The sequence below is a fragment of the Streptomyces sp. M92 genome, assembly GCF_028473745.1.
Classification (GTDB): domain Bacteria; phylum Actinomycetota; class Actinomycetes; order Streptomycetales; family Streptomycetaceae; genus Streptomyces.
Genome location: NZ_CP101137.1, coordinates 7,516,410 through 7,534,497, shown reverse-complemented (window position 1 = coordinate 7,534,497; position 18,088 = coordinate 7,516,410). Strand labels below are relative to the sequence as shown.

Here is an 18,088-nt window from a genome sequence, read left to right as displayed (position 1 = left end):
TCGCCGGCGCCCGGACACACGTCGGCCGCGGCGGCTCCCCTCCGCGCCGCCGCGGCCGATCCCCGTGTGGAGGAAGGTCTACTTGCCGTCGCCGTCCAGGTCCAGGGCGGGCGGGGCCGGCATGGCGTTGTCCATCGTGGTGATGGTGTCGGCGGGGCCGCTGGGCATGGCGTTGTCGAGCGTGGTGACGGTCTCGTCGTTCGCCGGCGGCGTGGGCATGGCGTTGTCCTGCGGGGTGGCCGCCGCTTCCTTCTGCTTGTCGCTCATGTCTTCGGTCCTTTGCTGCTGTGTCAGCGAGTTGGCGACGCCCGTCCGGTAGCTCCCCCGTGGGCCGCCGGACGGGCGTTCGGAGCCGCACGATACTTCTCGGGCTCCCGGCCACCCCGTCTGCCCCCCGACGCGACGGTGTGACAGCAACGACAGTGCCCGAGGGGCATAAACAAACGCTGAACGCCCACCCGGCCCCGGCTACGGCGCCGTTCAGGCCGCTGACAGAGGGGAGAGGAGTGCCCTCACGTCGTCCGCCTGCGGAGCGCCGATCTGCTGGAAGATGTTGAGGGCCTCCTGCCAGCACGCCTTGGCCCGATCCGCCTGACCGAGCGCGGAGAGGGCGCGGCCCAACAGGGTCAGCACGTTCCCGCGCATGCGGTCACCCCCGATGCACCCCAGGGCCAGAGCCTGTTCGGCGTGCTGGGCCGCCTGCGCGGGGCGGCGGGCGGCCAGGTGGACCTCGGCGATGCGGAAGTTGGTCGTCCCCTGCCAGAGCCGCTGCCGGTGGGCTTCGAAGATGAGCAGGGCGTCGGAGAACTGCTGGAGGGCTTCGCCGTGGCGGTCGGCCTGGGTCAGCGCGATGCCCAGGGTGAAGTGCCCGTTGGCGAGCCGCATGGTCCGGCCGATGTCGAGCTGCGCGGTCAGCCCGCGGTGTGCGATGGCCACGGCCTTGGCGGTGTTTCCCATGCCCAGGTGGGCCCGGGAGAGATTGCAAAGACTCAGCGCCTCACCGGCCCGGTTCCCGGCGGCGCGGTACCCGTCGATGGCCTGCTCCAGGAAGGCCCGGCCGTCCGCATACCGCCCCTGGTGCAGTGAGATGAGCCCGCGGTCGTTGGCGACCCAGCTGACAGCCGTCGTGTCCAGCGCCGACTCCGCCAGTTTCATGGCCAGTGCCGCCTGCTCGGCGGCCTGCTGGATGCGGCCGGACACCAGCAGGACGTTGGTGAGGGTGGTCAGTGCCCTGCCCTGAGCGCGAGTGTCCCCGGCGGCCGCGGTGGCCTCGCACATCGCACTCGCCGTCGTCTCGTACTGGTGGGAGTTCGCCCCGGACTCCGCCAGGTCCTTCGCCGCCCACAGCAGGTCCACCGCGCGGCGCAACCTGTCGGTTCCCGCGGCCTGCCGCACACCCGCCAGCAACGGTGCCGCCTCGGAGTACAGCCAGTCCAGCGCGGCCGATCCCTCGGTGAACGACAGTCCCGGGTACTCCGTCGGCTCCAGGCCGTCCACCAGCCGGTCCCCGGGCCGCTCGATCGCGTACACCCCCGCCGCCGTCGCCAGGTAGAAGTCCAGCAACCGCGACAGCGCCGCCCCCCGCTCGCTCGGCGGATGCTCGTCCCGTTCCGCGCACGCACGCGCGTAGAGGCGGACGAGGTCGTGCAGGCGGTAGCGGCCGGGGGCCGCCGACTCCAGCAGGGACGTGTCGACCAGGGACTCCAGCAGATCCTCCGTGTCCTCGACCGGGAGGTCCAGTACCGCCGCCGCGGCCGCCAGGGAGATGTCCGGGCCGTCCGCCAGCCCCAGCAGCCGGAAGGCACGGGCCTGGGCCGGTTCCAGCTGGCCGTAGCCCAGTTCGAAGGTGGCCTTGACCGCCAGGTCGCCGGCCCGCAGTTCGTCCAGCCGGCGCCGCTCGTCCGCCAGTTTCGCGGCGAGGACCGAGACGGTCCAGGTGCGGCGGGCCGCCAGCCGGGAAGCGGCGATGCGGATGGCGAGGGGCAGGAAACCGCACGCCCCGACCACGTCCAGCGCCGCCTCCCGCTCCGAGGCCACCCGCTCCTCGCCCACGATCCTGGTGAAGAGAGTCAGCGCCTCGTCCGGGGACATCACGTCCAGGTCGACCAGGTGCGCCCCGGCGAGGTCCACCATCCGCACCCGGGACGTGACGAGCGCCGCGCACCCGTCCGTGCCGGGCAGCAGGGGCCGCACCTGCGCGGCGTCGCGGGCGTTGTCGAGGAGGACGAGGACGCGGCGGCCGTCCAGGACGGACCGGTAGAGGGCGGCGCGTTCCTCCAGGGAGTCGGGGACGGCCGAGTCGGGCGTGCCGAGGGCGCGCAGGAAGGAGCCCAGCACCGTCTCCGGTTCCGCCGCCCGCGCGCCGGCGCCCTGGAGGTCGACGTAGAGCTGCCCGTCGGGGAAGGCCGCCCGCGCCCGGTGGGCGACGTGCACCGCGAGGGTCGTCTTGCCGACGCCGCCGATGCCGGCCAGCGCGGAGACCGCCATGACGCGGCCCGACGGCCCGTCCCCGGACGCCGAGGCCAGTACGTCGCTCAGCTCGCGGACGAAGGCCGTACGGCCGGTGAAGTCGGGCACCGTGGCGGGGAGCTGGGCCGGGCGGGCCGGGGCCGTCGCCGTCTCCTCGGCCGGTGCCGACGGTTCGGCCAGGGCCGGGTCCGCCCGGAGGATGCGCTGCTGGAGTTCCTGGAGGCCGGGGCGCGGGTCGACGCCGAGTTCGTCGGCCAGCAGGCGGCGCGTGTCCGCGTAGACCGCGAGGGCCTCCGCCTGGCGTCCGCTGCGGTAGAGGGCCAGCATCAGGAGCTCGCGCAGGCGTTCGCGCAGGGGGTGGGCCGCGGTGAGCGCCGTCAGCTCCGAGACGGCCTCGGCGTGGCAGCCCTGTTCCAGATCCATGTCGAGGCAGGTCTCGAGGAGTTGGAGCCGCCACTCCTCCAGGCGTACGCGCTGCCCCTCCGCGTACGGGCCCGGTACGCCCGCCAGTACCTCGCCGTCCCACAGCGCCAGCGCGCGGCGCAGTACGTCACGGGCGCGGCACAGGTCTCCGGCGCCCCGGGCCTTCTCCGCCTCGGCGGCCAGGTCCTGGGCCGCGATCAGGTCCAGGGCGCCCTCGCCCGGCAGCCGCACCGCGTACCCGCCCGACTCGCTCACCAGCACGCCGGGGTCCAGGATCTTCCGCAGCCGCGACGCGTACGTCCGTACCGCCGCCAGTGCCTGCGACGGCGGTTCCTCGCCCCACAGGGCGTCGATCAGCTCGGGCGCGGTGACCGTCCGGCCCTCGCGGAGCAGCAGGGCCGCCAGCAGGGCTCGTTGCTGGGGGGAGCCGGTGGCCAGCGGTTCATCGCCGCGCCAGGCCCGTACCGGTCCGAGCACGCCGAAGCGCAGCGCGGCCGGCGGTTCGGGTTCCGCCGGGCTTCCCGGATGCCGCTGCTCCGGAACCCGCGGTACACCGTCCATGCCGTCCCCCTAGACATCCTGAGCAACCAGGCCAGTTTGCCTTGTTCATGCCGACCGCGTCAGCCGCGGGAGACGCCGATCACAGGTCCCTCACCTGCTTTCACCCTCGTCCAGGTCCACTCGCACCGTCAGGTGCCCCGTCCCGACGCCCATGGCCCGCACCGCCAGGCTGTTGAGTCGGGGGAGGAGACGGAGGCGGGCGACCGGGTCGTCGTCGGGCAGGAGGCGGGCCGTGCCCGGGTACCAGCGGCCGCGGAGGCGTACCCGTACCCGCGGGTCGGCGCGGATGTTGCGGACGTACTGGGAGCGCTCACCGAACTCCGACACCAGCCAGAAGGAGTCCCCGACCCGGCGCCCGCCCACCGGCGTGCGGCGGGGCAGGCCGGAGACGCGGCCGGTGGTCTCCAGCAGGGTCTGGGCGGGCAGGCGGCGCGTCACGGCGTTCAGCCGGCGCTGGACGGCCGTGACGGCCCGGTACTTCTTCTCGGCGTAGGGCGGCTTCGACATCGTTCGTTCACGCTCCCGTCTCGTGTGCCTCCATGTTCCCCGGAAAACCTCAGGGGGGAAGGTGTGGGCGGGGCCGAGAGACGGGTGGTGCGGTCGTGCGGGTCGTGACCTGGAATCTGTGGTGGCGGTTCGGGCCGTGGGCCGAACGGCAGAAGGCGATCCTCGCCGTGCTGGCGGAGTTGCGTCCCGATGTCGTCGGGCTCCAGGAGGTGTGGGCCGCCGACGACGGCGCGAACCTCGCCGAGTGGCTGGCCGGTGAACTCGGCCTGCACTGCGCCTGGGCCGCCTCCGAGGCCCCCGAGCGGTGGCAGCGGCGGATCGGGGACGACACGGTGGCCATCGGCACCGCGGTGCTGAGCCGCTGGCCCGTGACGGAGCGGGCCGCGCTGCGGCTGCCCGCCCCCGAGGAGCTCGACGACGGACGCCTCGCGCTCTACGCCCGCCTGGACGCGCCGGGCCACCCGGTCCCGTTCTTCACCGCTCACCTCAACTCCAAAGACCACGCCGCCGCCGTACGCCGGGACCAGGCCGCCGCCCTCGCGGCCTTCGTCGCCGCGCACCGCCACGGCACCGCATTCCCGCCCGTCGTCACCGGCGACCTCAACGCCCGCCCCGAGTCGCCGGAGGTCCGCCTCCTGCGCGCGGGGCGACTGCACGACGCCTGGGAGCACGCCGACCCGGCTGCCCCGGGCGCCACCTGGGACCCGGCCAACCCGTACATCCCGGACCCGCCGGTGCCGGGCGCCCGGATCGACTACGTCCACGTGGGACCGCCCGGACCGGACGGACTCGGCCGGGTCCGCGCCGCGCGACGGGCGGGCGACGGACCCGTGGGCGGGGTGTGGCCCTCCGACCACGCGGCGGTCGTCGTGGACCTGGCCGGGAATTGACGCGGGAGAGCGGGAACGGCCGCCCGGCGTGAATTCGATGAATGCTCAATTACCGTGCGTGTATGTGCCGGTGGTCAAGTGATCGAATCGTGGGTAGCATGCTGGTGTGCCTGGCGCTCCACCGACCAATGGAGTTCCGGTACATGTCGTTTTCCCTCCTGACCAGAGGGATGACGGCAGACCGAATCGGGGGAAGAAGTACCGGGGGGACCGTCGGTTTCCACGCCTGTTCAGATCGCCCATGTACGGGCTTCTTTCCCCTTGCGACGACGCAAGGAGACACGAATGAACAGCAATGCACTGCGTATGGCCGCCGTTTCGGCCGTCACGGCCGTCGTCCTCGGCGGGACCGCCGGGCTGGCCCAGGCGGCCCAGCCCGCACCGGGCCCGGCACGGGTCACCGTCTCCGCCACGCAGCAGGCCGAGGCCCAGCAGGCGGCGCGCACCCTGCTGGCGAGCCCGCTGGCAGCCGAACTCTCCGCGGCCGAGCGCTCGGAGATGCGTGCCGTCGCCGGCGGTCAGTACGCGGCGGCCGGCAAGTGGGGTGCCATCAAGGCCGCGTTCAGCAAGATCGGCGGCTTCGCGAAGGCCATCAAGGGCAAGTACAGCGACTTCAAGAAGTGGTACGACGGGCTGTCCTGGTGGGTGAAGGCCCCGCTCAAGGCCATCACCCCGGGCCTGACGCTCCTTGAGATCTACAACGCCCTCCGCTGACGCGGGCCCCGCTCGGCCGAACACGAAGACACGGAGTACTCGGTATGACCGACACCATGTCCCCCCGCGCCGCCACGGAAGGCACGTGGGCCCTGCCTCTGCTCGCGCTCGCCCCCGCGGCGCTGGTAAGGCTCTTCACGGAGCCCTCCACGCCGTGGCTCGCCGCTTCCTGGGTGCTTGTGGCCCTGTCCGCCGCCCTGGTGGCGGCCGGGTGGAGCACGGTGCTGCGCCACGGAACCCGCACGGGCGGGGCATGGGCCACGTGTCTTCTCGCCCACGGGGCGTTCGTCTGGAATGTGATCGCCCTCGTCCGCCAGTAGCGCGGGAATTGCACGGCTGTGCATTCTCCGTCGAGGGACAAGAGCGGTAATCGGGGAAGGAAGTCCGAGGGACCTTCGGTTTCCACGCCTGTCAGATCGCCTTGAGGCTTCCTTCCCCTTGCGATAACGCACGACAAGTCTACATGAGCACTGCACGGACCGAGGCGGCGAAGGGTATTTCGGCCCGTTTCCCGATTACGTGAATACGCCTGCCGCCGGCCGGCCTTCGTGCTAGCCCCGCCCCAGGAAAATCGGATTCGTGAACGCGGCCAGCGCCCCCGGCAACGGCCCCGCCGCCGCCTCGTGCCGCAGCTCCGCCCGCACGTACGCCGCGTAGGACGCCGTCGTGCGCCATTCCACGACGTCCGCGCCGGACACCGGCAGCGGACCGCCGGTGAACAGCACGCCCTGGTCCGTCACGAACCGCACCGTGCAGCGCGGGGCGCCCGTCACCTCCAGGCGGACGGTGACCGGGGTGTCGTCGTCCACGCGCAGCCGCTCACCGATGCCGGCGTGCTCGCCCCGCCCGCCGGAGGCGGTGAAGGCCAGCGACAGCTTCGCCGACTCGGCGACGTACGACCGCCCGGCCCGGATGCCCTCCTGGATCGCCTCCCGGGTCAGGTCGTCGGCGAGGACGACGGTCTGCGGGCGCCCGATGACGTCGGGGGAGCGGTGGGAGTCGCTGCTGCCCATCGCCGGGATCCAGTCCCCCCGGTGCCGCCCGCCGCGCCCCTCCCGTACGGCGGCGACCAGCATGCCGTCCCAGTCGGCGAGCGCCACCTCGTCGTCCGGCGTGTAGGCCCCGTTCCACACCTCGACCGCGTCCGCCTCCCCGAACCCGAACTTCCAGTTGCAGCCGATGCAGGTGGCGTGCGGGTGGGCCGGGACGACCAGGCCCCCGGCGCGGCGGATCTGGCGCGCGAACCGCCCGAAACGGTTGTCCCGGGCCCGGTAGCGCCAGTCGACGAAGGTGCCGGGGTCGGTGCCGAGGGCGACGACGTGCCCGTTGCGGGTCGTCACCTCCTCGCCCAGCATGATCAGCAGGTCGTCCCCGGCCTCCGGTCCCCAGTGCGCGTGCGCCGAGTGCGTGTTGTGCTCCGAGGAGTTGATGAAGTCCAGCCCGGCCGCCCGCGCCAGCTCCGCGATCTCGGCGAGGGTGTAGCGGCCGTCGGAGTACACCGAGTGCAGGTGGCAGTCGCCCCGGTACCAGGCGCGGCCCCGCCCCTTCGCGCGCTCCGGCGGGTACACCGGCCGCGGGGTCTCGCCCTGCTCCCCGTACGTCAGCGTGATCGTGATCTCGTACGACAGGCCCTGCGGCGCCACCGTGTACGGGCCGAGCGCGATGTTCCACGTGCCCGGCCGCACCGGACCCGGCAGGTACCCGGGCGTCGCGTCGTCCGCCCGCACGAAGAACTCGGTGCGCGCCCCGCCCGACCAGCCCCTGAAGCCCCGGCCGCCCAGTGCGGTGCCGCGCTCGTCGAAGAGGCCGATGTCGAGGGCGTTGCCCGCGGTGCCGGCCGGGACGGCGGGCCGGTCGTAGGTGTAGGCGACGTGGAGTTCACGGACCCCGGAGGGGATCTCGACGGGGACGTACACGAAGTCGGGCGAGCCGGTGGGCAGTGTGCCCCGCACCGTTCTCGTCCGCCGCTCACGGGGTGCCGCCGATGCGAAGCTCACGGTTCCCAACGTAAGCGCGGCGGCGGCTCCCGTCACGAACACCGCGCGTCTGCCGATTCCTGCGTGGTCGTCCTCGCACATGCTGCTGCTCCCAAGGTGTCGTCGGTGACTGGCACGGGCGGTGCGGGGGTGGTGCGTGGGTGGCGCGTGCAACCCTCGTATTGAGCCGTGAACTCCCGTACAAGAGAAGGGGGTACGCGCATAGCGGGCCGGAAACCGGAGGGTGGGCGAGCGGGACGGCCCGGCGCTTCGATCATGCCGCTCGTATGCTCGAAGGATGACGACTTCCGCGACCCCCGGAACCGGCTCGACGGGCCCCACCGAGAACGCCCTGCGTCGCGCCCTCAAACGCGCCCGGGACGGCGTCGCCCTCGACGTCTCCGAGGCCGCCGTGCTGCTCCAGGCGCGCGGCGAGCACCTGACCGACCTCACCGCGTCCGCGGCCCGGGTCCGGGACGCGGGCCTTGAGGCCGCCGGACGCCCCGGCGTCATCACGTACTCGAAGAGCGTCTTCGTCCCGCTGACCCGCCTGTGCCGGGACAAGTGCCACTACTGCACCTTCGTCACCGTCCCCGGCAAGCTGCGCCGCACCGGCCACGGGATGTTCATGTCGCCGGACGAGGTCCTCGACATCGCCCGCAAGGGCGCCGCCCTCGGCTGCAAGGAAGCCCTCATCACCCTCGGCGACAAGCCCGAGGACCGCTGGCCCGAGGCGCGCGAATGGCTCGACGCGCACGGCTACGACGACACGATCGCCTACGTCCGCGCGATCTCCATCCGCATCCTGGAGGAGACGGGCCTGCTGCCCCACCTCAATCCGGGCGTGATGAGCTGGACGGACTTCCAGCGGCTCAAGCCCGTCGCGCCCTCCATGGGCATGATGCTGGAGACCACCGCCACCCGCCTGTGGTCCGAGCCCGGCGGCCCCCACCACGGCTCCCCGGACAAGGAACCCGCCGTCCGCCTGCGCGTCCTGGAGGACGCAGGCCGCTCCTCCGTCCCCTTCACCTCGGGCCTGCTGATCGGCATCGGCGAGACCTACGAGGAGCGCGCGGAGTCCCTGTTCGCCCTCCGCAAGGTCTCCCGCGCCTACCACGGCATCCAGGAACTGATCATCCAGAACTTCCGCGCCAAGCCCGACACCGCGATGCGCGGCATGCCGGACGCGGAACTGGACGAGCTGGTCGCCACGGTCGCCGTCGCCCGGCACATCATGGGCCCCGCCGCCTGCCTCCAGGCCCCGCCCAACCTGGTGGACGCCGAGTACGAGCGGCTGATCGGCGCCGGCATCGACGACTGGGGCGGCGTCTCCCCGCTCACCATCGACCATGTCAACCCCGAGCGTCCCTGGCCGCAGATCGACGAACTCGCCGCCAAGTCCCGCGCCGTCGGCTTCGAACTGCGCGAACGGCTCTGCGTCTACCCGGAGTTCGTCCGCCGCGGCGAACCCTGGCTGGACCCGCGCCTGCGACCGCACGTGACGGCCCTGGCCGACCCGGCCACCGGCCTCGCCCGCGAGGACGCCGTGGTCGAGGGCCACCCCTGGCAGGAACCGGACGAGGTCTTCACCGCCACCGGCCGCACCGACCTCCACACCGCCATCGACACCGAGGGTCGCACCTCGGACCGCCGCGACGACTTCGACGAGGTGTACGGCGACTGGAGCGCCCTGCGCGAGGCCGCCGCCCCCGGCATGGTCCCCGAGCGCATCGACACCGACGTACGCGCCGCGCTGACGACGGCCGCCGACGACCCGACGAGGCTCACCGACGACGAGGCCCTGGCCCTGCTGCACGCCGACGGCCCGGCCCTGGACGCCCTGTGCGAGGTCGCCGACGACGTGCGCAGGTCGGCCGTCGGTGACGACGTCACCTACATCGTCACCCGCAACATCAACTTCACCAACGTCTGCTACACCGGCTGCCGCTTCTGTGCCTTCGCGCAGCGCCGCACCGACGCCGACGCCTACACCCTCTCCCTCGACCAGGTCGCCGACCGCGCCCAGCAGGCGTGGGACGTGGGCGCCGTCGAGGTCTGCATGCAGGGCGGCATCCACCCCGACCTGCCCGGCACGGCCTACTTCGACATCGCGAAGGCGGTCAGGGCCCGGGTCCCCGGCATGCACGTGCACGCCTTCTCGCCGATGGAGGTCGTCAACGGCGCGACCCGCACCGGCATGTCGATCCGCGAGTGGCTGACCGCCGCGAAGGAGGCGGGCCTCGACTCGATCCCCGGCACCGCGGCGGAGATCCTCGACGACGAGGTCCGCTGGATCCTCACCAAGGGCAAGCTGCCCGCGGCGACCTGGATCGAGGTCATCGAGACCGCCCACGAGCTGGGCATCCGCTCCTCGTCCACGATGATGTACGGCCACGTCGACCAGCCCCGCCACTGGCTGGGCCATCTGCGCACCCTGGCCGGCATCCAGCAGCGCACCGGCGGCTTCACCGAGTTCGTGACGCTCCCCTTCATCCACACCAACGCGCCGGTGTACCTGGCGGGCATCGCCCGGCCGGGACCCACCCTCCGGGACAACCGCGCGGTGACGGCGATGGCCCGCCTCCTCCTCCACCCCCACATCCCCAACATCCAGACGAGCTGGGTGAAACTGGGCACCGAGGGTGCGGCGGAAATGCTCCGCTCCGGTGCGAACGACCTCGGCGGGACCCTGATGGAGGAGACGATCTCGCGGATGGCGGGCTCGTCGTACGGCTCGTACAAGTCGGTCAAGGACCTGATCGCGGTCGCCGACGCGGCCGGCCGCCCCGCGAAGCCGCGCACCACGCTGTACGGCCCGGTACCGGAGGAACGGCAGCGCGCGGCAATGGCCTCCGACGGCCACCTGCCCGAGCTGCTGCCGGTACTGGACTGACCAATCCCCACCGGCGGCGGCAGCGGCAGCGGGGGGTCGGGCACGGGCGCAGTACGATGATCGGGCCCCCGGTGTGTTCGGGGTTCTCGTAGCTGAGGAGATGCGTGCCCGTGCCAGCCCGACTTCCCTCGTGGGCCTGGGTCTCCGGTCTGACCGTGGGGGCGATCGCGGCGGTGAGCGTCCTGACCGTCCAGGCGGACCAGGGCCCCCACCCCACCGCCGCGGCCACGAAACCCCGGCCGTCGGCCTCGGCGGACGCGAAGCCGACGCCGAAGGAGACCGCACCGGCCCCGGTGCCGGACGGCTCCGGGACCGGCCGCCGCATCGTGTACTCCCTCGACCGGAAGCGGGTCTGGCTGGTCGACGCGAGCGACGCCACGCGGCGGACGTTCGAGGTGTGGCCGGGCACGGTCGACCCCGACCCGGGCACCTACACGGTCGGCAGCCGCAGCAAGGGCGCCACGACCGGCTCCGACGGCGTGCGGATCGAGCAGATCGTCTACTTCGCCCTGGAGGACGGCGTCTCGGTCGCCTTCTCCAACGCCGTGGACGGCTCCTCGCCCCCTCCGCCCGCCTCCGGTGCGAAGACGGGCGGCATACGGCTGACCAAGGAGGACGGCGCGGCGGTCTGGGCCTTCGCGACGTCCGGCACGAAGGTCACGGTCGTCGGGTAGCGTCCGCGTCACCGGGCGTGAGCTGGGCGACGATCAGCACGACACCGCTGATCAGGAAGATGCGGGTGGCGGCGTCCAGCCCGTTCCAGTCCTCCGACTGCCACATCGAGAACCACTCCCCGCCGATCCCGATGAACCCGGCCCCGAAGAGCAGCATCAGCATGAGGGTGCCGTACGTGGTCATGCGCCGCCCGGCCGCGTGGTCCCGGCGTATCCACAGCCAGGTCGCGTAGACCAGGACGAGCGCGGCCACCGTCTCCCACACGATGATCGCGACGTACGCGGCGTCCTGCACGCCCTCGTTCGTGATCGCCCGCCACATCAGGTCGTCGTCCTTGAACGTCGTGTCCATCGCGAGGACGTGGCGCACGAACTGCTGGTTGGTGCCGAAGTCGGTGATGTTCCCGAAGGCGACGAGGGCGATGTAGAGGGCGAGGACGCCGGTGAGGACGGTGGCTGCCAGGGGCAGGGTGCGTTGGGTGTTGGCCATGGGAGCACTATGGCGAAGTGCGGTGCGGGCGGGGCGGGTAGGGTGCGAGAACGTGATCTCTTCGAAGCGTTCCGCCGACGAACTGCCCGGCGACCCGCGCCGCCTGAACCTGGAGTACCGCACCTGGCACTTCGTCGGCTCGGAGGGGGACGAGAACGGGTTCGACGAATGGCACGTGTCGATCTGGTCGAACCGTTTCCTGGACCGGCCCAAGTGGTCCGCGGCGAAGACCGCACAGGACGACATCGGTTCGATGCGGTTGTTCCGCCTGCGGATGGACGACAGGTTCAGTCCCTTCCCGTTCGCCGACGCCGAGAGCTATGACACGGACCTGTCCAACCTGGCCCTGGGCGTCTACGACCTCGGCAGGGGCGGCTACCGCCAGGAGTTCCGCGACGCGATGACGTCCGCCGACGGGGACCTCCTGGTCCTCTTCGACGTCCGCCTCGACGACGCGTGGCGGGGCTTCGGACTGGAGCCGGTCCTCGTCTCCGAGGCCGTCTGGACCCTGGCCGACGGCTGCTGCGCCGTCCTCGCCGCCGACCCGCTGTGGGAGAGCGTCGGCTTCCGGCGTCGCGCCAACCCGCTCGGCCACCTCATGGACCCCGCGACCGAGGAGGCCCGCGACCTGCGGAACGAGCGGCGGCGCGACCTCGACGCACTGGCCGATGCCTACCGGCGGTCCCTCCGCGCCGGGCGGTGACGCCGCAGGCGCCGTCAGTCGGCTGCCCGTCGGCCGTCCGCCGCGACGGTGTGCACGAACGCGGTCCAGGCGGCGTCGGCGAAGGCCAGGCGGGCGGTGTCGGGGGTCTTGGAGTCGCGGACGTGGACGGTGGGGGTGGCGGGGGCTATGGCGACCTCGACGCAGTCGGGGCCGTCGTTGCTGCTGTAGCTGCTTTTGAACCACTGCAAGGCGGCGGTCATGTCTCTTCTCCCATGACTTTCTCGATGAAGGCCAGTGACTCACGGGGCGCGAGAGCCTGCGCCCGGATCATTCCATAGCGCATCTCGAGGACCTGGACGTCCCGGGGATCACTGACGAGCCGACTGTGCAGTTGGGCCTCCAGGTGCCCGAGCGTCTTGCCGTCCAGGAGTTTGAGCAGTCGCAGCGACCCGGCCATCCCCGCGTGATCCTCGCGGTCCGTCGGCATGACCTGGATCTCGACGTGCCGCAACCTGCCGACCTCCAGGAGATGTTCGAGCTGTTGGCGTAGCACCATTCTGCCGCCGAGTGGGCGTCGTAGCGTCACCTCTTCCTGGACGAAGGTGAGCTGAGGCCGGGGGACGCGCTCGAATACGGCCTTCCGGGCCATGCGGGCCGAGACGTAGCGGTCGACTTCCTCCTCGGTGAACGCCGGGCGCCGCATCGCGTACAGGGCGCGTGCGTACTCGGGGGTCTGCAACAGCCCGTGGATATGGTGGCCGGCGTAGGCGCCCAGCTCGACCGCCTCCTCCTCCAGCTTGGCCAGGTCGCGGACCTTCTTCGGGTAGCGGGCCTTCTCCACGTCCTCCTTCATGGTCGAGAGCTTGCCGCCCGCGCCCAGTACCTCGTCGGCCTTGTCCAGGAAGTCCGGCTTGGGTACGCGCCGTCCGCGTTCGACCGACGAGACCATGTCCTCGCCGTACCCGATGGCGGCGCCCAATTCCGCCTGGCGCATCCCGGCCGCCTCGCGCCACATCTTGATCTGCCGCCCGACCGCCTTCAGTACGGCTGCGGCCTCCTCGTCCTCCACGTCATCCCTCCCGGCGTACGAACCGTACGACCACGGTGGGGACTCGGACAGTCACCCTCGGTACCGTGCTCGTCGCTGTTCAGGGTAGGGACGGACGGCCACTCTGGGTGACGTGATGCAGAAATTGGACCCACCGACCACCCCGAACGCACCGCATTTCGCGGTCCAGTTGTCCGCGACGCGAAGGGGCGCCCGGCTCGCACGGCTGCTCACCGAGCGGCAACTCGACGACTGGGGTGTGCCGTCCGGAGCGGCGGTTCAGGTCGTCGCCGAACTGGCGGCGAACGCGGTGCTGCACGGGCGGGTGCCGGGGCGGGACTTCCGGCTGGCCCTGCGACTGCTGCCCGGCGGTGTACTCCGTGTCGAGGTCACCGACGCCCGGGGTGACCGGGTCCCGCGCCCCCACGCCCCGGTCGCCGAAGGCGCGGAGGGCGGACGCGGACTGGTCATCGTGGCGGCGTACGCGGACCGTTGGGGCGTCGACGAGGGGCCCGCTCCCGTCAAGACCGTCTGGGCCGAACTGGCACCGGATCGTGGCCGGACGTGACCCGGTCGGACGCGACGCCAAAGACCAAAGAACCGGGGAAAGAACCGGACCCGCCCCCGCCGCCCCCGTCGGTCACTCTCCGGAGTGAATATCACCAACTCGGCTGGCGTGGCAGGGCGTTCATGGTGCAGCGTCGGCCGCAGCAAACCCCAGACATGATGCGGCCCCCGCCGGGAGCGCAATCCCACCGCGAGGGCCTAATCACCGAGGAAGTAGGAGGCTTCCTGATGACTGAGCAGAACCCTAGCGCGCACGCGCGCCCCGCGTCCGGCCGTCGCCCCGGCGGCGTCGAGCACGAGCACCACCCCCACCACGACAACTTCACCGTGGTCGGCAACCACCTCCTCCAGCACCCGGAGCTGTCCCTGACGGCGATCGGTCTGGCCGTGCACATCCAGTCGCTGCCCGCGGGGGCGCCGGTCGGGATCAAGACGCTGGCGGGCAAGTTCCCCGAGGGCGAGATCCGGATCGCCGCCGCCCTGCGGGAACTCGAGGAGCACGGCTACCTCGCACGCACCAAGGAGCGTCTTCAATCGGGGCGAGTCGTGACCCGGACGGTCTTCCGCAGCAAGCCGCGCGCGGCGTTCGCGACCGTGGCGGAGGCCGCCCGCCCGGCCGCCGACGGGCCGGCCTCCCCGGCCCCGGCCGGGCGTGTCGACCCTGTTCCGGCGACGGACCCGGCCGACCCGGCGGCGGTCCTGCTCGCCCGACTCCGCCTGCTGGACTCCCGTCTGCTGCTGACCGAACGCGACGTCCGGCGCCTGGCCCCGGCGGTCACGGAGTGGCTGGGGCGCGGTGTACCCGCGACGGCCGTGGAGCGGACTCTGACGGCCGGACTGCCCCAGGAACCCATCCGTCACCCCGCCGCCTTCCTGGAACGCCGGCTCACCGCCGACCTCCCCCCGGCCCTGCCCGCCGCTCCCCGCCCATCGGTTTCCGCCCCGCGCCGCCCCGATCCCCTCCAGACCTGCGACGGCTGCGAACGTGCCTTCCGGGCGCCGGGTCCGGGCCGCTGCCGTGACTGCCGTGAGCAGTCCGCTCCGGCACACCTTGCCGCCTGAAAAGCGCGAACATCCGGCCGGAAACTGTCCTCCGCCCCCTCATATGAGCGCCTAGAGGACAGATCCGGCCCAAGTGCTCACGCTTTTCCGCTCACCCGGCCACCAGGACGAGCGCGGCCGCGTTCAGAGCCAGGTACCCGGCGGGGAACGCGATGTTGTGGAAGACCCCCGCGCGGACGTGCGCGGCGACCGCGCCGACGAAGAAGAGGACCAGGCCGGCCGCGGCGGCGATGCCCAGGAGCCGGAAGCCCAGGAGGCCGGCGAGGAGTCCGGCGGCTCCGGCGGCCTTGAGCACCGCGAGCCCCGGCAGCCACGACTCGGGGACCGCCACCTCGGCCGAGTTGGCGAGGACGAACCGGGCCCGCATCAGGTCCGCGACGGCGATCCCGGCATCGGCGGTGATCGCGACGACGGTGACGATCACGTAGGCGGTGTACACGGATGCTCCTTCCGGCGGCTCCCTCGAACCCCTTGCGGCCAGCCTCGTCGCCGCCCTCCCGCGCCGTCCAATACCCGCACCCATAACCTGGCGGCATGGATGTCGACACGCGTCTGCTGCGGTACTTCGCGGCCGTGGCGGAGGAAGGCAGCGTCACCCGGGCCGCCCAGCGGCTGTACGTGTCCCAGCCCGCGCTGACCAAGCAGATCCGGCAGTTGGAGACCCTGCTGGGCACGGACCTGTTCACCCGCTCGCGGAACGGCATGACGCTCACCGGGCCGGGCCGGGCGCTGGCGGAACGGGTCCCCGCCCTGCTGGCCGGGTGGGAGGCGGCGCTGCGGGAGACCAGGGCCGTGGCGAGCCGGGCGGCCCGCGTCCTGCGGGTCGGCTTCCTCGCCAGCGCCGCCAACGAGGCGACGCAGCCGATCATCGCCGAGTTCTCCCGGCGCCGCCCGGGCTGGCGGGCCGAGATGCGGCAGGCCGCCTGGTCGAACCCGTCCGCCGGACTCGCCGACTCGGACGTCGACGTCGCCCTGGTGCGCCTGCCGTTCCCCGGCCAGGAGGCACTGCGGGTGCTGCCGCTGTTCAGCGAACCGCGCTGCGTCGCACTGGCCGAGACCCACCCCCTGGCGGACCGCGAGACGATCGGCTTCCACGAACTGCGCCACGAACCATTCGTGGCCGCCCCGCCCGAGACCGGCCGCTGGCGGGAGTACTGGCTGGCCGCCGACGAGCGCGACGGCCGGCCCGCCCGCGTCGGCGCCGTCACCGAGCACCCGGACGACTGGCTCACCGCGATCGCCAACGGCTACGGCGTCGCCCTCGCACCCGAGTCCGCCGCCCGCTTCTACACCCGTCCCGGCGTCGTCTACCGCCCCGTCACCGGAGTCGGCCCCAGCGAGGTCGCGGTCGCCTGGGCACCCGCCGCCGACGACGATCCCGTCGTCCAGGACTTCGTCCGCTGCTGCCGCGAAGCACACGGCGCCCGGCCCTGAACCGACCGCCCTCGTTCGAATACAGTGCTGGACGTCGTACGTACGGACCGTGTCGGTGCCGAAGGGAGGCCCGGGTGGGCGCGACAACCGGTGCCGTCTGGGGACGTGCCGAACAGCAGGACTTCCGCAGCCGAGTGCGCGGGACACTGCTCGGCGTGGCCGTCGGCGACGCCTTCGGCGCCCCCGTCGACGGGCTGGACCTCGACGGCATCCGCCAGGAGCACGGCGCGGAGGGCCTGACCGACCCGGCCCCCGCCCACGGCCGGCGCGGCGCGGTCACCCACCTCACCCAGCTCACCCTGTTCTCCGTGGACGGGCTGATCCGCGCCCAGGTACGCCGGGACACCGGCGCCTGGCACCCGCCGACCGACCTGCACCGGGCGTACCGGCGCTGGGCCGCCACCCAGCGCGACTGGGGCCCTGACCTGCGACGCAAGGAGGACGGCTGGCTGGCCCGCGAGGAGTGGCTGTACGCCCGCCGGGACGCGCCCCGGGCCCTGCTGCTCGGACTCGGCGACGAGACGATGGGCACGCCCCAGGCGCCGAAGAACCCGGGTGAGCGCGGTGCGGAGGCCGCCGCCCGATCGGCGCCGTTCGGACTGCTGGTCGGCTGGGAGCCGCAACTGGTCGACCAGCTCGCCGTGGAATGCGCGGCGCAGACCCACGGCCACCCGGTCGGCTACCTGGCGGCGGGCGCGTACGCCGTGATCGTGCACGGGCTGGCGCGGGGCGACAGCCTGGACGCGGCGGTGCAGCGGGCGCTCGCCCTGCTCGCCGCCCGGCCCGGACACGAGCCGGTCGCGACCGCCCTCCAGCACGCGCTGGGCGCGGTCCGGCAAGGGCTGCCGACGGCGGAGCGGGTGACCGAACTGATCGGCGAGGGGGCCGCGGAAGGCCTCGTCGCGGCCGCCGTGTACTGCTCCCTCGTCGGGGAGGACGTACGGCACGGGCTGCGGCTCGCCGTCAACCACGGCGGTCCCTCCGCGGCGGCCGGTGCCCTGACCGGCGGGCTGCTCGGCGCCCTGCACGGCGAGACGGCGCTCCCGCCCGCCTGGCTGGCCGAGCTGGAGGGCCGCCCGACCATGCTGGAACTGGCCGACGACTTCGCCATGGAGATGACCCAGGGCCCCGCCCTGCACGGCCCGGCGGGGTCGTCCCCGGCGTGGCTGGCGCGCTACCCGCGCGGCTGAACGCGGCGGCGGACGGGCCGGGAACCGAGAAGCACCGGCCGCCGGCCGCCGCTAGCGTGACGGTCATGAACCTCAGCATCCACACCACCGTCCTCCCGCACGACGACCCGGACGCGGCGGTCACCTTCTACCGGGACGCCCTCGGCTTCGAGGTGCGCAAGGACGTCGGACAGGGCAACATGCGCTGGATCACGGTCGGTCCCGCCGACCAGCCCGACGTCTCCCTGCTCCTGGCGCCGCCGGCCGTCGACCCCGGTATCACCGACGCCGAGCGCCGCACCATCACCGAGATGATGGCCAAGGGCACCTACGGGTGGATCCTGCTCGCCACCGAGGACCTCGACGGCACCTTCGAGAAGGTGCGGAGTCACGACGCCGAGATCGTCCAGGAGCCGACCGAGCAGCCGTACGGCGTCCGCGACTGCGCCTTCCGCGACCCGGCCGGCAACCAGATCCGCATCCAGGAACTGCGCTGAGCCCGGACGGTGCCCCGGCCGCGACCGAACCGGGACACCGTCCGCATCGG

19 protein-coding genes are annotated in these 18,088 nt (G+C 72.7%); 11 read left to right on the top strand and 8 right to left on the bottom strand.

Annotated features, from left to right (window positions below):
- Positions 1-78 precede the first annotated feature (78 nt).
- The 3 genes from afsS to M6G08_RS34730 all read right to left on the bottom strand — a co-directional run bounded on the left by afsS (position 79) and on the right by M6G08_RS34730 (position 3,960).
- Complete coding sequence (afsS, locus tag M6G08_RS34740) at positions 79-267, bottom strand: co-regulatory small protein AfsS (RefSeq protein WP_073729487.1); 189 nt, start codon at positions 265-267, stop codon at positions 79-81.
- A gap of 213 nt (positions 268-480) precedes the next feature.
- Entirely contained in the window at positions 481-3,453 is a 2,973-nt protein-coding gene (gene afsR, locus M6G08_RS34735; RefSeq protein WP_272591094.1) for an SARP-family global regulator AfsR, read from the bottom strand.
- A 90-nt stretch (positions 3,454-3,543) separates the two neighbouring features.
- Entirely contained in the window at positions 3,544-3,960 is a 417-nt protein-coding gene (locus M6G08_RS34730; protein WP_272591093.1) for a nitroreductase/quinone reductase family protein, read from the bottom strand.
- A 95-nt stretch (positions 3,961-4,055) separates the two neighbouring features.
- On the opposite strand from M6G08_RS34730, the gene M6G08_RS34725 reads away from it, so the two are divergent.
- The 3 genes from M6G08_RS34725 to M6G08_RS34715 all read left to right on the top strand — a co-directional run bounded on the left by M6G08_RS34725 (position 4,056) and on the right by M6G08_RS34715 (position 5,884).
- The gene (locus M6G08_RS34725) at positions 4,056-4,850 is read left to right on the top strand and encodes an endonuclease/exonuclease/phosphatase family protein (protein ID WP_272591092.1); all 795 of its coding nucleotides are present in this window, start codon (positions 4,056-4,058) and stop codon (positions 4,848-4,850) included.
- 285 nt (positions 4,851-5,135) lie between these two features.
- Entirely contained in the window at positions 5,136-5,564 is a 429-nt protein-coding gene (locus tag M6G08_RS34720) for a hypothetical protein (protein ID WP_272591091.1), read from the top strand.
- Positions 5,565-5,608: 44 nt separating this feature from the next.
- Positions 5,609-5,884: a hypothetical protein gene (locus M6G08_RS34715; RefSeq protein WP_272591090.1), complete on the top strand. Its 276-nt coding sequence runs from the start codon at positions 5,609-5,611 to the stop codon at positions 5,882-5,884.
- 231 nt (positions 5,885-6,115) lie between these two features.
- On the opposite strand, the gene M6G08_RS34710 is transcribed toward M6G08_RS34715, so the two are convergent.
- Complete coding sequence (locus tag M6G08_RS34710; RefSeq protein WP_272591089.1) at positions 6,116-7,642, bottom strand: CehA/McbA family metallohydrolase; 1,527 nt, start codon at positions 7,640-7,642, stop codon at positions 6,116-6,118.
- Positions 7,643-7,838: 196 nt separating this feature from the next.
- Here M6G08_RS34710 and M6G08_RS34705 point away from each other — a divergent pair, with 196 nt between their 5' ends.
- Positions 7,839-10,433 (top strand): bifunctional FO biosynthesis protein CofGH, encoded by a 2,595-nt coding sequence (locus M6G08_RS34705; protein WP_272591088.1) that lies wholly within the window; start codon positions 7,839-7,841, stop codon positions 10,431-10,433.
- Between the two features lie 110 nt (positions 10,434-10,543).
- Positions 10,544-11,107, top strand: coding sequence for a hypothetical protein (locus M6G08_RS34700; protein WP_272591087.1), 564 nt, complete (start codon positions 10,544-10,546; stop codon positions 11,105-11,107).
- Here M6G08_RS34700 and M6G08_RS34695 read toward each other — a convergent pair.
- Entirely contained in the window at positions 11,091-11,597 is a 507-nt protein-coding gene (locus M6G08_RS34695; protein WP_272591086.1) for a DUF2165 domain-containing protein, read from the bottom strand. The two genes, M6G08_RS34700 and M6G08_RS34695, sit on opposite strands and share 17 nt — an antisense overlap.
- A gap of 52 nt (positions 11,598-11,649) precedes the next feature.
- Here M6G08_RS34695 and M6G08_RS34690 point away from each other — a divergent pair, with 52 nt between their 5' ends.
- Positions 11,650-12,300: a hypothetical protein gene (locus M6G08_RS34690; RefSeq protein WP_272591085.1), complete on the top strand. Its 651-nt coding sequence runs from the start codon at positions 11,650-11,652 to the stop codon at positions 12,298-12,300.
- A 14-nt stretch (positions 12,301-12,314) separates the two neighbouring features.
- Here the strand turns inward: M6G08_RS34690 and M6G08_RS34685 are convergent, their stop codons facing one another.
- Positions 12,315-12,521 (bottom strand): DUF397 domain-containing protein, encoded by a 207-nt coding sequence (locus tag M6G08_RS34685; protein ID WP_272591084.1) that lies wholly within the window; start codon positions 12,519-12,521, stop codon positions 12,315-12,317.
- A complete protein-coding gene (locus M6G08_RS34680; RefSeq protein WP_272591083.1) occupies positions 12,518-13,330 on the bottom strand; it encodes a helix-turn-helix domain-containing protein in 813 nt (270 codons plus the stop codon). Before M6G08_RS34680 ends, M6G08_RS34685 begins: the two co-directional genes overlap by 4 nt.
- A gap of 115 nt (positions 13,331-13,445) precedes the next feature.
- Here M6G08_RS34680 and M6G08_RS34675 point away from each other — a divergent pair, with 115 nt between their 5' ends.
- Both M6G08_RS34675 and M6G08_RS34670 read left to right on the top strand, forming a co-directional pair.
- Positions 13,446-13,877, top strand: a complete 432-nt coding sequence (locus tag M6G08_RS34675; RefSeq protein WP_272591517.1) for an ATP-binding protein — start codon at positions 13,446-13,448, stop codon at positions 13,875-13,877.
- A 227-nt stretch (positions 13,878-14,104) separates the two neighbouring features.
- Entirely contained in the window at positions 14,105-14,938 is an 834-nt protein-coding gene (locus M6G08_RS34670; RefSeq protein WP_272591082.1) for a helix-turn-helix domain-containing protein, read from the top strand.
- 91 nt (positions 14,939-15,029) lie between these two features.
- Here the strand turns inward: M6G08_RS34670 and M6G08_RS34665 are convergent, their stop codons facing one another.
- A complete protein-coding gene (locus M6G08_RS34665; RefSeq protein WP_272591081.1) occupies positions 15,030-15,377 on the bottom strand; it encodes a DoxX family protein in 348 nt (115 codons plus the stop codon).
- A gap of 95 nt (positions 15,378-15,472) precedes the next feature.
- On the opposite strand from M6G08_RS34665, the gene M6G08_RS34660 reads away from it, so the two are divergent.
- The 3 genes from M6G08_RS34660 to M6G08_RS34650 all read left to right on the top strand — a co-directional run bounded on the left by M6G08_RS34660 (position 15,473) and on the right by M6G08_RS34650 (position 18,038).
- On the top strand, positions 15,473-16,372 hold the full coding sequence (locus tag M6G08_RS34660; RefSeq protein WP_272591080.1) for a LysR family transcriptional regulator: 900 nt from the start codon (positions 15,473-15,475) through the stop codon (positions 16,370-16,372).
- Positions 16,373-16,446: 74 nt separating this feature from the next.
- Entirely contained in the window at positions 16,447-17,562 is a 1,116-nt protein-coding gene (locus M6G08_RS34655) for an ADP-ribosylglycohydrolase family protein (protein WP_272591079.1), read from the top strand.
- A gap of 65 nt (positions 17,563-17,627) precedes the next feature.
- The gene (locus M6G08_RS34650) at positions 17,628-18,038 is read left to right on the top strand and encodes a VOC family protein (RefSeq protein ID WP_272591078.1); all 411 of its coding nucleotides are present in this window, start codon (positions 17,628-17,630) and stop codon (positions 18,036-18,038) included.
- Positions 18,039-18,088: the final 50 nt, after the last annotated feature.